Annotated in this window: 14 protein-coding genes; 7 read left to right on the forward strand and 7 right to left on the reverse strand. The window is 60.0% G+C overall.

Going from position 1 to position 14814, the window contains the following annotated elements; genetic code table 11:
- The first annotated feature begins 19 nt into the window (after positions 1-19).
- The 4 genes from JO965_RS12600 (at position 20) to JO965_RS12615 (ending at position 4906) form a co-directional block, all read left to right on the forward strand.
- A complete protein-coding gene (locus tag JO965_RS12600; RefSeq protein WP_203444173.1) occupies positions 20-1006 on the forward strand; it encodes an IS481 family transposase in 987 nt (328 codons plus the stop codon).
- A 22-nt stretch (positions 1007-1028) separates the two neighbouring features.
- A complete protein-coding gene (locus JO965_RS12605) occupies positions 1029-2006 on the forward strand; it encodes a nucleotide sugar dehydrogenase (RefSeq protein WP_203443941.1) in 978 nt (325 codons plus the stop codon).
- Positions 2007-2546: 540 nt separating this feature from the next.
- Positions 2547-4010, forward strand: a complete 1464-nt coding sequence (locus JO965_RS12610; protein WP_203443943.1) for a mannose-1-phosphate guanylyltransferase/mannose-6-phosphate isomerase — start codon at positions 2547-2549, stop codon at positions 4008-4010.
- A 320-nt stretch (positions 4011-4330) separates the two neighbouring features.
- Positions 4331-4906, forward strand: a complete 576-nt coding sequence (locus JO965_RS12615; protein ID WP_203443945.1) for an NADPH-dependent FMN reductase — start codon at positions 4331-4333, stop codon at positions 4904-4906.
- A gap of 2 nt (positions 4907-4908) precedes the next feature.
- Here the strand turns inward: JO965_RS12615 and JO965_RS12620 are convergent, their stop codons facing one another.
- The 3 genes from JO965_RS12620 to JO965_RS12630 all read right to left on the reverse strand — a co-directional run bounded on the left by JO965_RS12620 (position 4909) and on the right by JO965_RS12630 (position 7368).
- Entirely contained in the window at positions 4909-6084 is a 1176-nt protein-coding gene (locus JO965_RS12620) for a GNAT family N-acetyltransferase (RefSeq protein WP_203443947.1), read from the reverse strand.
- Between the two features lie 64 nt (positions 6085-6148).
- A complete protein-coding gene (locus tag JO965_RS12625) occupies positions 6149-6901 on the reverse strand; it encodes a glycerophosphodiester phosphodiesterase family protein (RefSeq protein WP_203443949.1) in 753 nt (250 codons plus the stop codon).
- The gene (locus JO965_RS12630) at positions 6898-7368 is read right to left on the reverse strand and encodes a RidA family protein (RefSeq protein ID WP_203443951.1); all 471 of its coding nucleotides are present in this window, start codon (positions 7366-7368) and stop codon (positions 6898-6900) included. Before JO965_RS12630 ends, JO965_RS12625 begins: the two co-directional genes overlap by 4 nt.
- Before the next feature lie 125 nt (positions 7369-7493).
- Between JO965_RS12630 and JO965_RS12635 the strand changes: the two genes are divergently transcribed.
- On the forward strand, positions 7494-8333 hold the full coding sequence (locus JO965_RS12635) for a cell envelope integrity EipB family protein (RefSeq protein WP_203443952.1): 840 nt from the start codon (positions 7494-7496) through the stop codon (positions 8331-8333).
- 13 nt (positions 8334-8346) lie between these two features.
- Here the strand turns inward: JO965_RS12635 and JO965_RS12640 are convergent, their stop codons facing one another.
- Together JO965_RS12640 and JO965_RS12645 are read right to left on the reverse strand one after the other, a co-directional pair.
- Positions 8347-9615, reverse strand: coding sequence for a DNA polymerase IV (locus JO965_RS12640; RefSeq protein ID WP_203443954.1), 1269 nt, complete (start codon positions 9613-9615; stop codon positions 8347-8349).
- Between the two features lie 12 nt (positions 9616-9627).
- Positions 9628-9918, reverse strand: a complete 291-nt coding sequence (locus tag JO965_RS12645; protein ID WP_203443956.1) for a DUF3572 domain-containing protein — start codon at positions 9916-9918, stop codon at positions 9628-9630.
- A gap of 100 nt (positions 9919-10018) precedes the next feature.
- Between JO965_RS12645 and JO965_RS12650 the strand changes: the two genes are divergently transcribed.
- Both JO965_RS12650 and JO965_RS12655 read left to right on the forward strand, forming a co-directional pair.
- Positions 10019-10402 carry a response regulator gene (locus JO965_RS12650; protein ID WP_203443958.1) on the forward strand — a complete coding sequence of 128 codons (384 nt, stop codon included), beginning with the start codon at positions 10019-10021 and terminating at the stop codon, positions 10400-10402.
- A gap of 532 nt (positions 10403-10934) precedes the next feature.
- Positions 10935-12773: an adenine deaminase gene (locus JO965_RS12655; protein ID WP_203443965.1), complete on the forward strand. Its 1839-nt coding sequence runs from the start codon at positions 10935-10937 to the stop codon at positions 12771-12773.
- A gap of 6 nt (positions 12774-12779) precedes the next feature.
- On the opposite strand, the gene JO965_RS12660 is transcribed toward JO965_RS12655, so the two are convergent.
- Both JO965_RS12660 and JO965_RS12665 read right to left on the reverse strand, forming a co-directional pair.
- Positions 12780-13589 carry an alpha/beta hydrolase gene (locus JO965_RS12660; RefSeq protein ID WP_203443967.1) on the reverse strand — a complete coding sequence of 270 codons (810 nt, stop codon included), beginning with the start codon at positions 13587-13589 and terminating at the stop codon, positions 12780-12782.
- Between the two features lie 34 nt (positions 13590-13623).
- Positions 13624-14745: an FUSC family protein gene (locus JO965_RS12665; protein ID WP_203443969.1), complete on the reverse strand. Its 1122-nt coding sequence runs from the start codon at positions 14743-14745 to the stop codon at positions 13624-13626.
- Positions 14746-14814: the final 69 nt, after the last annotated feature.

The following is a 14814-nucleotide window of genomic DNA, read 5'->3' on the forward strand; positions in this document are numbered from 1 at the left end:
CTCATCGCAGGAGGACATGATGCACTCCCTTCATCCGCAAGCCCGCACCACTCCAGCCGTCCGCCAGGAGATTGCCCGCTCATCCGAGCCGACGGGCGTGCTGGCCCAGCGCTTCAGTGTGAGCACCGAGACGGTCCGCAAATGGCGCAAGCGCGGCCCCAAAGACTGTCAGGACCACAGCAGCCGGCCGCACAAGCTGCCCTGGAGGGCCACCGAGGAGGAACGCGCCATCGTCTGCGCCCTGAGGCAGGCCACCGGCTTTCCGCTCGACGATCTGACCTTCGTGGTCACGCATTTCCTGCCGCATCTCAACCGTGATGCGGTCTACCGCATCCTCAAGGCTGAAGGCTTAGGCCGCCTGCCACCGGCGCAGCAGCGCCAGCGCCGGAGCGGCACCTTCAAGGACTACGATCTCGGCTTCGTGCACATGGACATCAAACACCTGCCCAAGCTGAGAACCGCCAATGGCGAGAGCCGCAAACGCTTCCTCTATGTCGCCATCGACCGCTGCTCGCGCTGGGTGCACCTGGCCGTCAAAGACGACGAGCTGGCCATAAGCGCGATTGCCTTCCTCAAAGAAGCGATCCGCGCGTTTCCCTTCAAGGTCACCCACGTGCTCACCGACCGTGGCTCGTGCTTTACCGCTGATGGCTTCGAGGACGCCTGCCACCAGTTGAAGGTGGAGCATCGCAGGACCAAGCCGTATACGCCGCAGACGAATGGTCTCGCCGAGCGCTTCAATGGACGGGTGCAGCGTGAAGTGCTCGGCATCACGATCTACAGCCATGGGGATCTGGAGACGCTGCTCAAGGGCTTCAACCAAGCCTACAACAGAAGACGCCAGCGCGTGCTCAAGGGGCGATCACCGGACGAGGTCGTGCGAAGCCGCTTGGTCGCTGAGCCGAAGCTGGCCAATCGGCGCGCGAAGCCACCCGATCCACACGCTTTGCCTCAAGCCCTCCAGGTCGTCGCTCACGCCAAGGAGGTCTCGCATCCAGACACCTAGTGCACCCGATGGCTCGCACAACATGTCTTACATTGCGGAGGTATCCCGGCAAATTGCGTGTCACGTTGACCCTGCCCGCCGAAATCCGCTGACGGTTATGTTCCGCAGCACGTTTCGCCCAGGCACAATAGAGCAACTCGTGCGCCCAATATTTCAAGGTGTTCTTGGGGAAAACCTGTCTGCCGTGGAACTGATTTACAGTCCGGAGTTTCTACGAGAGTCGACCGCTATAAAAGACTACTTCAATCCGCCAAAGATCGTCGTAGGAACTGAGGGCGGCAAACGCTCGGCTAATGTGGATAAGCTGTATGAGAACATGTCCGCGCCGATATTTTACACTGGCTATCGTGAGGCAGAATTCATCAAGCTCGTTGATAATACCTTCCATGCTCTCAAGGTAAGTTTTGCAAATGAAATAGGCCGTGTCTGCGCAAAACTCGGGATCGATGCCGGCAAAATTCATGAAATGTTCGTTTCCGATACGAAGCTGAACATCTCGCCGCAATATCTTCGGCCGGGCGGGGCTTTCGGAGGCTCATGCCTGCCAAAGGATGTACGTGCGCTGAATTTCATCGCTGAAGAAATTGGAGCCAATACGTTCGTTATCGATTCTCTTTTGCGATCGAATGAAGCACACAAGCGATTTTTAGTTGAGCTGGTCACAAAAGGCCTGGCCCTTGAAGCAAAGGTGCTTTTGGTCGGACTTGCATTCAAGGCAAATAATGACGATCTGCGGGAAAGCCCCAATCTCGATCTCGCGCGCCGTCTTCTTCAACTGGGATTTCGCTTATCGATCTATGACCCAATGGTTGAGCCGACCAGCATGATGGGTCACAATCTCGGCTATACGTACTCTCATTTGCCGAACATTGGAGAGATCCTCGTAAGCAAGGAGGAGGCAGAAGCAACGATCTTTGATCTTGTTATAGATGCTAACGGTCTCGCAAATAGGCTGTCTCTCAGATGTAACTCTTTATTCGATATAAATGCTCTTCGATAAAGTGCGTTGGAGACCAGCCTTCTGGCCGCCCCGCTGCAGCATCCAGATTGAACGTTAGTGAAGCGGCGGATTAAAGCGCTTCGTTCGACAGTCCAGGGCCAGATGGTTTAACGCCTCCACCATCTGCTTTTTACGTAGCTGCCGCCCAACCGTCCGGGCCTCGTGTTTGAGCAGGGTGTGCGCCTGCCAATGGTCGTGGTGCAAGTCGCACGCGCTGGGCACAGCGGCAGGGAGAAAGAGCCTGATTGACACTCTTGGTCCCCTACGAGGCGGATCACGGCGTCAAGCCGAGAGTGACCGGATGAGCGTCGATCAACACCGCGCGGCCAACCAGAAACCAGCGCGTGGGCCAGGAGGGCAATGGACTGCAATTCCCCGACCCTGAGAACTATCCATTCTGTTCGACCTCGAAATAGTCGTGATGACAATCGTGTGGATGTTTTATGATTCTTACGTGGACTGAGCCTGAGTTGTCGAGCGCGTCCAGGGTAATCCGCCCTTCATACTATCGACGATCTCAATCCAGCGGAGGCGTTAGTCATGAGCCTCATCACCCCAGTTCTGATGTCGGGCGGCACCGGCAGCCGTCTGTGGCCCCTTTCCAGAGAGGCTTACCCGAAACAGCTCCTGCCGCTACTGGGGCAGGGAAGCCTGTTGCAGGAGACGCTTCGGAGGGTATCCGGCCAGCCGCTTTTCGGCGCGCCTCTCGTGATCGCCAATGCAGAGCACCGGTTCCTGATTGCGGAGCAACTCCGTGAAATGGGATGCGCGGATGCCACTCTTCTGCTTGAACCATTTGGGCGCAATACCTGTCCGGCGGCGGCGGTGGCTGCCATCCTGGCCTCCAGGCAGGATCCGGACAGCCTGATTCTGCTGATGCCGGTCGATCACTGTATCGGGAACGTACCGGAATTCCAGGCGGCTATCGAAGCGGGAAGAACGGCTGCCGAGCAGGGCCATTTCGTGCTCTTCGGCATGACACCCAAAGCTCCCGCCACCGGGTATGGCTACATCCAATGCGGAGAGTGCCTCGAAGACTCGCGTATCCGTCAGGTGCTGGGCTTCAAGGAGAAGCCAGACGCGAGTACGGCCAAGAGCTATGTGGAGTCCGGGACATACTCCTGGAACAGTGGCATCTTCCTGCTGCCGACACGTCGATTTCTGGAAGAATTGAGACGCCTGGAGCCAAGATTGCTGCAGGCTTGTACCCAGTCTGTCGACAAGGCCACCGTCGATCTGGATTTCCTGCGCCTCGATCCTTCATCCTTCCAGAACATACCCGACATTTCGATCGACTACGCAGTGATGGAAAAGACGTCCCTTGCCGTGGTAGTGCCGATGGATTGCGCATGGTCGGACGTTGGTGCTTGGTCCGCATTGTGGGATCTGGCCTCAAAAGATCAGGATGGCACAGTCTCCCTCGGTGATGTGGTCGCGCTCGACAGCAGCGGCTGCTATCTCCGCTCGGACGGCCCCTTGGTGGCGGCTGTTGGAATTCAGGATCTCATTGTCGTTGCAACCCAGGACGCTATTCTGGTCGCGCAGAAAGAGCGAGATCAGGACGTCAAGAAGCTTGTGGACCAGTTAAAGGCGAGGGGACATGATAGCGCCGTCCAGACGACACGGGTTCACCGGCCGTGGGGCTTCTATCAGTCCCTCCACATGGGTGAACGCTTCCAGGTCAAGCGCATCACGGTGAAGCCCGGCGAGAAGCTATCGCTGCAGAAGCACTACCATCGTGCAGAACACTGGATCGTGGTGAACGGGACAGCGCTTGTCACCCGCGATAACGAACAGATCCTGCTGCGGGAGAACGAGTCAGTCTATCTGCCGCTGGGCTGTGTGCACCGTCTGGAGAACCCCGGCCGCGTGCTCCTCAATCTGATCGAGGTGCAATCCGGCGCCTATCTCGGGGAGGATGACATCGTACGATTGGAGGATGTCTATGCACGGGACAGCAATGATGGCTTCGAACGCATGCGCCATCGGCTGACTGTTGCCTAATATTAGGTCTCTGAAGGAGTGACTCGTTCGTGATTTCCTGCGTCGGAGCGAACGTGATGAGCCAGGGAGGTTCATCATCCCAATCCCACTCCGATCTGACTGTGCGATCCGCCATCACTGCTGGGTCGTCAATTCATAGCGGTTGGTCATGCGCGAGCCCCCAGATCCAATAAGCTTGGGGGCTCATGCCTCACACAATCAGCCTGTTTAGGGTAAAGAGCGTTTCCCCGGGGCGGTTTGACTTGGTCTCCCACGAACCCTAGCCTCGCTAACCCGTCGATCACCTATGAGATGAAATTCTGACAGGCAACGAGGTCACTGTGACGAAACTGATTGGCATTTCGGGAAGCTTGCGCCAAGCCTCGTTCAACTCCGCATTGCTGCGAAACGCTGCGGGACTGATGCCCGAGAATACAGAACTCGCGGTCGAAACCATCCGGGGTATCCCGCTCTATGATGGTGAGGTCGAGGTCAACGAGGGGATCCCTCAGCGCGTCGCAGAGTTGAAAGACGCCATCGCCGCCGCGGATGGGCTGCTTCTCGTCACGCCGGAATACAACAATTCGATCCCCGGCGTGTTCAAGAACGCCATCGACTGGCTCTCCCGGCCAGCCTCGGACATCAAGCGGGTTTTCGGCAGCAAGCCAGTGGCTGTCATTGGCGCGTCGCCGGGCAGTTTCGGCACAATCCTGTCGCAGAATGCGTGGCTTCCGGTGCTGCGCACATTGAGAGCCGATTTCTGGGCCGGAGGGCGCCTGATGGTGTCGCATGCGCAGACAGTCTTAAATCAGGATGGCACCTTCGCCGATCAGAAGGTCGAGGAGCAGCTGCGCAAGTTTCTCCAAGGCTTCACGGCCTACGTTCGAGCCGCACGGCAACACGCATCCGCGCCCTGAGCCTAATCCGCTTCCCGCTGTTTGAACGGAGATGCCTCCGATAGCTCGCCGGCAGCTTCGGATACATAGAGCCGCTCCTGATCGAGATAGGCCTGCACCGCCCGGCGGAGCGAGGGATCGGCGATGTCATGGGCCGAGGAGGTGATCACGGGCCTGTAGCCCCGTGCAAGCTTGTGCTCTCCCTGCGCTCCTGCCTCAACCCGGTCGAGGCCGCGGGCGATGGCGAATTCGATGGCTTGATAGTAGCAGACCTCGAAATGCAGGAAGGGGTGATCCTCGATACATCCCCAATTGCGGCCATAAAGACGCTTATCGCCGATGAAGTTGATGGCACCGGCGATGTAGCGTCCGTTGTGCTTCGCCATGACGAGGAGGACCCTCTCGGATATACGCTCGCCGATGAGGGAGAAGAAGGAGCGATTGAGATACGGCCGCCCCCATTTCCGGGAGCCTGTATCCATGTAGAACGCGAAGAAGGCGTCCCAATGCGTTTCCGTGATGTCCTTGCCGGTCACCCACTCGATGGAAATACCATTTGCTAGTGCGTCGCGCCGTTCGCGCCGGATCGCCTTGCGCTTGCGGGATGCCAGCGCAGTCAGGAAATCCTCGAAACTGCCATAGCGGTCATTGAACCAATGGAACTGCTGATCGTCCCGCTGCAGAAATTTTTCCGATGTCAGTGCCTTGAGATCTGCGTCCTGCAGGAAGGTAGCGTGGATGGAAGAGGCCCCCGTCTGGTCTCTCAAGGCTCTTAAGCCCGCGACCAGATAGGAGCGGACTTCCGCCGCTTGAGGTCCGCTCGGGACGAGGAGGCGAGGGCCTGTGACCGGTGTGAACGGTACCGCGACTTGGAGCTTGGGATAATAATGCCCGCCTGCACGGGTATAGGCGTCCGCCCACGAATGGTCGAAGACGTATTCACCCATGGAATGGGACTTGAGATAGCAGGGGGCCGCGCCCAGCAGTTTCTCAGCCTCGTCCTCGACGAGAATATGAACAGGGGCCCAGCCGGTCTTTCCCCCAACACAGCCGGAATCCTCCAGCGCGGACAGAAAGGCATGAGATACGAACGGATTGAACGGATCGTCGTCGCCGGAGCCGGCATTGACGGCGCAGGCATCCCAGTCGGTGGCGGGAACTGCCTTCAGGCCTTGGGCAATTTTGACTTGGAAGGTCACAGGGTTTGAAGGATCTCGCCGTTAGGGATTATGAGCTAATCACTCGGCGAGATCCTTGCAACCATCAGGGCAGGAAGCCCTCGAAGACCATCTGGTCGGCATGCTTCTCGGCCCGGGCGCGATCTTCCGGGTTGCGCACGGTCCAGGTCATCACGGGCAGGTTGCCCAGAATCCGGCTGAGATGGGTCGAGGCACAGGGAATGTCCTTCACGCGCCAGGACAGGAAGTGTGGCTGCGTTTCCGAGAAATGCAGGAGGTTTGCCATCCGGTGCTTCTGCTCAGGGGGCAGGAAGCTGTCCGATTTGGAGGCGTATTCCAGCTCTCCGATGAAGCCACGTGTGATGTTCGATGCGTTCTCGCGCAGATAGGCCACGATGTCCGGATCGAACGACTTCACGACGAAGGGGCCGTTGTAGTCGGCCAGGATTTCGATGACGCGCTTGGTCAGCCGCATGTCGCCGTTGAACTTGCTCTTGATCTCGATGACCAGGGGCGTGCGTCCGGCAATTGCGCCGAGGTAGTCCTTCAAAGACGGAATTTTGTCTCCGTCCGTGGCGCCCGCGATGTCGATGTCGGTCAGGGCGGAAAGCTTCCGCTCAACCACCAGCCCGGTCTCGCTCGTGAGGCGGTCGAGCTCGAAATCGTGGAAGACGATGGCCTCGTTATCGGCGGTCAGCTGAACGTCTAGCTCGATGGGGAAGCCGCGCGCGATGGCGGCCTCCGCGGCCGAGATCGTGTTCTCGATGATGCCGTTGGCTTTGTTATGAAGGCCGCGATGGGCAATGGGCTTCGCGACGAGCCAGCTCGGGGTGCTCATTTGACTTCGAACATTCCTTCGACTTCGACACAGGCATCGAGCGGCAATTCCGCGACGCCGATGGTGGAGCGAGCATGGCGGCCCGCGTCGCCCAGAACCTCGACCATCAGGTCCGAGGCACCGTTCATGACGGGGGCGAGGGCCGCGAAGGTCGGTACTGCATTGATGAAGCCGCCGAGGCGAATGCAGCGCGTGACCCTGTCGAGATCGCCGACCGCAGCCTTGAGCTGGGCGAGCAGGTTGATGGCACACAGGCGTGCTGCTTCCTGGCCGACCTCGGGCGAGATTTCTGCGCCGAGCTTGCCCTTGTGGGCGTCGGCCAGCTTGCCATCAAGGTCGAGGCAGAGTTGCCCGGAAATGATGATCAGGTTTCCAGTCCGTACGAATGGGACATAATTCGCAACCGGCGCAGCTGGCGTCGGGAGAGTGATTCCCAGTTCCTGAAGTTTCTTGTCGACTGCGCTCATGGAAGCCTCATTCCGTGACATCATCCGGACGGAGTAGTGGCGGATGAGCCGTAAGGACGCAAGCTTGAAGATTGCCCTGTCCGCAGGAGGATCATATCTTGGCTCGCGTCGGATCTGGAGAAGATATGCGTTTCCTCTTTGCGGCCTCTGGCTTGTCCATCGCTTTGCTGGCTCCTGCTTTTGCAGAAACGGCGAAGCCCTCGGTTCAATTGGTACCTCACAGAGCGGTCTATGATCTCTCGCTCCTGCGGGCCGGTGGTTCAAACGGAGTCGATAATGCGAGGGGGCGCATCGCCATGGAATTCGGCGGCGATGCCTGCGACGGCTACACCCTCAAATACCGGCAGGTCACCATTCTCAATAGCAGCGAGACGGGCTCGAATACTCTCGACATTCAGACCGCGACCTATGAGACGGGTGACGGCCGCTCGATGCATTTCAAGTCCACGGCCTTCCGTCAGGGCATGATCAAGGATGGCGAGGTCGACGGCGACGCCAAGCTCACGCCGCAGGGCAGCCTCAACGTCGATTTGAAGCAGCCGAAGAGAAAGGCATTCGAGGCCGCGGGCGAGACCGTGTTCCCGACCGAGCATCTCAAGCGTCTGATCGAAGCGGGGCGCCGGGGTGACAGCACCCTGTCCGTGAAGGTCTATGACGGTTCTAATAAGGGCGACAAGGTTTACGACACCCTGGGCTTGATTGGACGCAAGATCGAGGCGGGGGCGGCAACGGCCTCCCTTGAGGATGTTGCCCAAGGCGAAAAACTCGCCTCGGTCGCACGCTGGCCCGTCACGATCAGCTACTTCGAGGAAGGCAAGGCTGACCGGATGCCGGTCTATACGATCTCGTTCGAACTCTACGAGAACGGCATCAGCCGCAATCTGAAGCTCGATTACGGGGACTTCGCCTTGAAGGGCGACCTAAAGAGCCTGGACATGCAGGTGCCGAGCCCCTGTCAGCGTTAGGATCGACGCTCCTCTAGGGTTTGCGCAGCACAATCCCCTTCTGCACGGCGTCAGCCCCGAACTTGTCGCGGATCTTGTCGATGGCGGCTTCCATGTGGGCCTGCCGGACCACGCTCTGATCGGCGAGGTCGCCCTTGTCCGCATCGGCGGCATCACAGAGATCGGCCGCGCCGATGCCTATGAGGCGAAAGGCCGTGCCGTCGCAGGCCGCCTTCAGGAGTTGCCGTGCCGGATCGAACAGGCGAGCGGCGAGCTGGGTCGGAGCGAGGCCGGATCGTGTCCGCGTGAGCAGACGGAAATCCTTGTCCTTCAGCTTCAGGGTCACGCTCTGCCCGGCGAGGCCGGCGGTCTTGAGGCGGCGCGAAACCTTTTCCGAGAGCCGCCACAGGATCGGCTCCAGATCCTCGAAGGAACGCAGATCCGTCTCGAAGGTCGTCTCTGCCGAAATGCTTTTTGTCTCCCGTTCCGGGTTGACCGACCGGCGGTCATCACCCCAGGCAAGACGGGAGAGGCGTTGGGAGTCACGCCCGAGAGCCTCGAACAGGATCTTCAGCGGCACGTCGCGCAGATGCGAAATCCGCGTCACGCCGACCTTGGCGAGCCTGTTCTGGGCGGATGCACCGATGCCGGGAATGATCCCGACCGGCTTGTCGGCGAGGAAATCCGCCGCCTCCTCACGCCCGATAATGGAGAAGCCGCGGGGCTTCTGGAGGTCCGAGGCGATCTTTGCCAGGAACTTGTTGTAGGACAGCCCGACGGAGATGCTGATCCCGATCTCCTTCTCCACCTTGCGCGCGAAACGGGCGAGGGTGAGGGCAGGACTGCCGTGATGCAGCCGCTCCGTCCCTGTCAGGTCGAGAAAGGCCTCGTCGATGGAGACGGGCTCCACCAGCGGGGTCAGCTCCCGCATGAGCTGGCGTACCTCACGTCCGGCCTTGCTGTATTTCTCGCCGTTCGGCTTGATCACCGTGGCATGGGGGCAGAGCTTGAGCGCCTGGAACATGGGCATGGCCGAGCGCACACCATAGGTGCGTGCCACATAGCAGGCCGTCGAGACGACCCCGCGCTTGCGGCCGCCGATGATGACCGGCTTATCAGCGAGGCTCGGATCGTCCCGTTTTTCCACAGCCGCGAAGAAGGCATCGCAATCCACATGGGCGATGGATAGGCTGTCGCGCTCCTTGTGCCGCAGAAGGCGAGGGGACCCGCAGGCCGAGCACCGTTCCGCCGTGGGGCTGGCGGCCAAGGTCAGGCAGTCACGGCAGAAGGGCGCTTCACTCATGGCCGGTCGAGGCTACTCGAACTCGGACGGCGAGAGAGTCCAATGGGCCTGCATGATGTGCTCGGGCTTGGTGTTCAGCTCCTTGGCGAGTGCGATCAGCAGCGACTCGTCGGAGACGACATAGTCCAGGATCCCCGCGAAGAACCCAGGGGACGAGGCGGCTGAGCGGATGGTGTCCGGACGCAGCCCGGAGACTGCCAGGAACCGGCTCAGGCGTTCCTCGTCGCTCGTCAGAAGTGAAAAAGCGCCGAGTGCGACATTTTCGGCCTCCTCGCGGGTAACTCTTTTTAAGGGAGTGTTCATGCTGTCAATTTGCATTTCATCAATAGGTTTGGATCTAACTATACCATCAAATGAACCATTGGGCCGGTGAAGTACATCCGAAGCCCCGGGGATAGCGGCCATGAAGAAGACTGTGCTCATCGTTGAGGATAACGAACTCAACATGAAGCTCTTCAACGACCTCCTCGAGGCCCACGGCTATGCGACCTTGAAGACCAGCCACGGCATCGAAGCCATGGAACTGGCCCGGGCGCACAAGCCTGACCTGATCCTCATGGACATCCAGTTGCCCGAGGTCTCCGGTCTCGAAGTGACACGCTGGCTTAAGGCCGATGACGAACTGAAGTCGATTCCCGTGATTGCCATCACGGCTTTTGCCATGAAAGGCGACGAGGAACGGATCCGGGAAGGGGGCTGCGAGGCATATATGTCCAAGCCGATCTCCGTCTCCAAGTTCATCGCGACCGTGAAAACTTATCTCGAAGCCGACGGCAAGCCGACATAACTGGGCCGAATCCATGGCAGGACCCGAGCCGAAGCTTCAAGAGACCGACTCATCTCTTTGAGATGACTTAGCTTTAACTTTTTTGGGAAAATGCCGCTTTTTGGCCACATGGGTGCTTGCATCGCCCCATGTTTCCTATACGTTCAGCCTAACTTTCCGCTATGAGCGGAAGAAATGCCCTACGGATGCTCAGGTCCGCCGCATCTCCTGGGACTTCGGGGGCTCGGCCAGCCTGGGGGCAGATCGTTGCCTCCTCAACGCTGTCCCTGGCTGGCCACCAACTTCCTTATCTAGTTTTCTAGTTCAAGGCGCCGAAAGGCGCCTTTTGTTTTGGCTTCCCGACTGTCGCCCGAGAATCGTCGTTGAACCACCGGAAGCCTACGGTGTATCAGCATATATTCCTATTTTAGCTAGGCTTAACAATAAGAAAACTGCCTTAGGGGATGGTTTCGTTCTGAGGCTGATCCGGAGTGCAGTTCCCATTCCGCCCTGCTACCCTGGGGCAACGAGTATCCAAACGGGATGAGGGATCATGGACCATCGCACACCTTCGCTGCCGCCCAAATCAGCGCTGACCCGCTTTTCCGTGGCTTCCCTGTCGACCATGACCCGGCCCCTCGCAGACGTCGCCTCGGGTCGCGCTCCTGCCGATCTCGTGATCACCGGCGCCCGTGTGCTTTCCACCTACAGCGAGCGTATCGCGCCCGAGCGGGAGGTCTGGATCGCCGGCGGACGCATCGCAGCCGTGAAGCCGGCTGGTGCGTATCGGCAGGTCAAGGGAACGCCGGGCCGTGTCTATGATGCGAAGGGCGGCATCGTCGCGCCGGGCCTCGTCGATCCGCATATTCACATCGAGAGCAGCATGATCACGGCCTGCGCTTACGCGGAGGCAGCGCTGCTCAACGGCACCACGACCATCTTCTGCGACAGCCATGAGATCGGCAACGTCATGGACGCCGCTGGCATCGAGATGATGCTGGAGGACGCGCGCCATGCGCCGCTTTCCATCTTCCTCACGGTGCCGAGCACGGTGCCTGCCACCTCGCCGGAATTGGAGACCGCAGGCGGCGACCTTACGCCGGACAAGATCGCAGCTCTGTTCGACCGCTGGCCCGAGGCCGCGGCGCTCGGCGAGAAGATGGATTTCGTGCCCGTCACCATGGGCGACGAGCGCAGCCACGCGATCCTCGCAGCGGCCCTGGAACGCGGCAAGCCCGTTTCCGGTCACATCTATGGACGCGAGTTCGTCGCGGCCTATGCGGCGAGCGGCGTGACCGATACGCATGAAGCCATCGACCGGGATATCGCCGACGATCTGCTCGATTCGGGCGTGTGGATCTTTCTCCGCGGCGGCCCGCCCACGACGCCCTGGCATTCGCTGCCCGAGGCCATCAAGACCATCACTGAACTGGGCTCTTCGCATAAGCGCATCTGCGTTTGCACCGACGATCGCGATGCCGACGATCTCATGCTTTTCGGCATGGATTGGGTGACGCGTGAAGCCCGCCGCGCAGGCATGAGCCGCGAGCAGGCCTGGAGCATGGGCTCACTCCACCCGGCAACGCGTTTCGGCATGGACGGCGAGATCGGCGGGCTTGGTGGTGGACGCCGCGCGGACGTGGTGCTGCTCAACGATAATCTCGAAGTGCAGAACACCTGGTATGGCGGCGAGCTCGTGGTCGAGAACAAGAAGATCACGTCGGTGCTCGATGAAGCGTTGTCCAATCGCTATCGCTATCCCGCGGAGGCGTATCGCACGGTTCATGTCTCGAGGCGGCCGAAGCTGATCCCGGAGCTGCCCACATCGCCCTGCGGAGCCAATGTCATCCGCGTCGCGCTGCCGGGAATCGTGCTCTTCCATGACAAGGTGCAACTCCAGCCCGAGAGGGATTGGGATACGCTGCTTGCCAAGAACGGTCTCACTTTCGTTTCAGTGATCGAGCGCCACGGCCGTACGGACGGCGCTGGAATAGCCCATGGCCTGCTCAAGGATTTCGGGCTGAAGAGCGGGGCGGTCGCGAGCAGCGTCGGGCACGATTCCCACAACCTGATCGTGGCGGGGACGAACGAGGGCGACATGCAGGTGGCCCTCGACGCGATCATCGAAGCGCAGGGCGGCGTTTGCGTGGTGGATCAGGGCAAGGTTGTCGCCATGGTGCCGCTGCCGATTGCCGGTCTTCTCTCCGACAAACGTGTCACGGAGGTGGCGGAGGAGACACGTGCCCTGAAGACAGCGTGGGAAAACGCGGGCTGCAAGATCCCCTATATGGGCTTCAACCTCATCCCGCTGTCGGTCATCCCGGAAATCCGCATCACCGACAAGGGCCTTGTGCTCGTGCCGGAGATGGAGCTGGTGCCGCTCTACGATTGATGAGCATCAGCGCGAAGCGGCGGCCTCGAATACAGCCACCGCTTCTCCCATTGCAGCCATGAAGGCCGGATGATCGTAAAGATCGTTGTGGCCTGCGTCCGCAATCGTTCGATTGAGAATGAGATTGGGGATGGCGCTCCGCAGGGGCGTACTACGGTGCGCCGGAACGATGGTATCGCGGCCAGCCACGATCATAGCGGTGGGGGTCGGCTGATCCTTCACCAGATCGATGACAGCCATCTGATGCCGCAGGAGCAGTCCCGTCGGCGCCCAGGAGAAGTGTTCTTTCGCCAAGGCGTTCAAGGAATCGAAGGGCGTGACGAGGATCAGGCCGCTCACGGAGCGATGGTGTGCCAGATAGGCTGCCACGCCGCTGCCGATGCTGAAGCCGATGGCGATGACGGGGCGCGAGTGTTCCTGCTTCAGGTGATCGAAGATCGTCAGAGAGTCGGCAAGCAGTGCCTTTGCGCTCGGTCCGCCGGTGCTCGGCGAATAGCCCCGATAGTGGAAGGCGATCACTTCATGATCCGGAAAGAGGCCGTGAAGATAAAGCGCTACGGCATCCGCATTCCAGGCGTTGCCGCCGAAGCCGAGCAGAAGAGGTTTCGAGTTTGATGGAAACCCGAGGCGCACGCCGATGAGGCGATTGCCATCACGTGTCGTTACCTCGAGCCGCTCGGCCGCGGGAGGCAGCGGTGGTTGGTTCGCAGCTGCCATCTGCGTTGGAAAGAGCATCTTCGTCTGGAACAGTGCTGCAATCAGCACCATGCCCGTATAGAGGAGCGTGACACAAAGAATGAGTGTGAAAAACCACATCGGCGCTGACCTGGATTTTCGAACCACGGGCAACTCAACTCTCCGCAGCCTCGTTTGTGCGCCCCAAGGCTAGCTCCTCGGTGCGGGCCAGCAGGTCGCTCAGGTTCTTCTGAAATTGTTCGAACGCGAAGCCTAAGGCAAAGACCTGCCCGAAGGTCTTTCCGGGCAATTCGCGCGCCATGACATCGGCCCTCAGCGCGTCCGCCTCGCTGGTGAAGGCGTCGAGCGCAGACCGAAATGCCACATCCTCCGGCGGGTCTTTGCACTGCTGGAGAGCTTTCGCGAGATTGAGAAGGAGGTCGCGTGCTGCCCGATGCAAGTTGGTGAGCGAGGGGCCTAGCCGTTCGAGCACCGGGGTGGGCAAGGGGCTGGAGGCGGCGCGCCCGATCATCACGAGGTCATGGCGAACCCGGTATAGAGTGCGGATGAGCGGCTCCGGATCGGGGGCTTCGGTCAGATGGCTCTTTCGTTCCCGAGCCGCTTCTTCGGCGGCAGCCTCTGCCTTCTTCAATGCGGCGCGGATCTGAGGATGCAGTTTCTGTAGCGCCGAGCGTCCCTTCGGTCCTGCCGTCAGCTCATCAATGAAGACTGAAACGAGCTCCGCATTGAGCGACACGACCTTGGCCGCAGCCTCCGTCATCAGAGTATGCGCCCGAGCAGGCAGCACAAACAGGGAGACGATCACACCGACGATATTGCCGAGTGTGATCTCCAGGACCCGATCGAGAGCGGAGGCCAGCGGGCCGATCGCCTGCCCCGTCGGCGGCAAAAGCATGATAAGCGAGGTGATGGGCGCGACACGGAAAGCCGACTTGACCGCGGCCAGAAGCGCCAGCGGAAACAGCGCCACCACAATGGCGAGTCCCAAGCTTAAAGGCGAACCGTGAGGAACAAAGGCGGCGACGAAGCCGCCAAAGATAGCGCCAGCCAAGGTTCCGCTAAACCGCTCGATAGCAGCCTTGAGAGAGCCGCCGACACTTGCCTGCATCACGACGACGGCCGTGATGACAGCCCAATAGCCCTGCGGTAGATCGAAGATGCGCGTGATGGCAAAGGCAAGTGTTCCAGCAATGGTCACTCGCAACGCCAGCTTCAATTCCGCGGGACGTGTTTTGATACGGTCGCGTGCCCGTTCGATCCACCCTGAGAATGCCATGCGATTCTCCGAATGCAGAGCATAGAGGGTGGCTCGTCGGGTCGGCTACGGGAAAGACGATCTCCGGAG

Origin of the sequence: Microvirga sp. VF16 (assembly GCF_016864375.1) — a bacterium.
Lineage (GTDB): Bacteria > Pseudomonadota > Alphaproteobacteria > Rhizobiales > Beijerinckiaceae > Microvirga.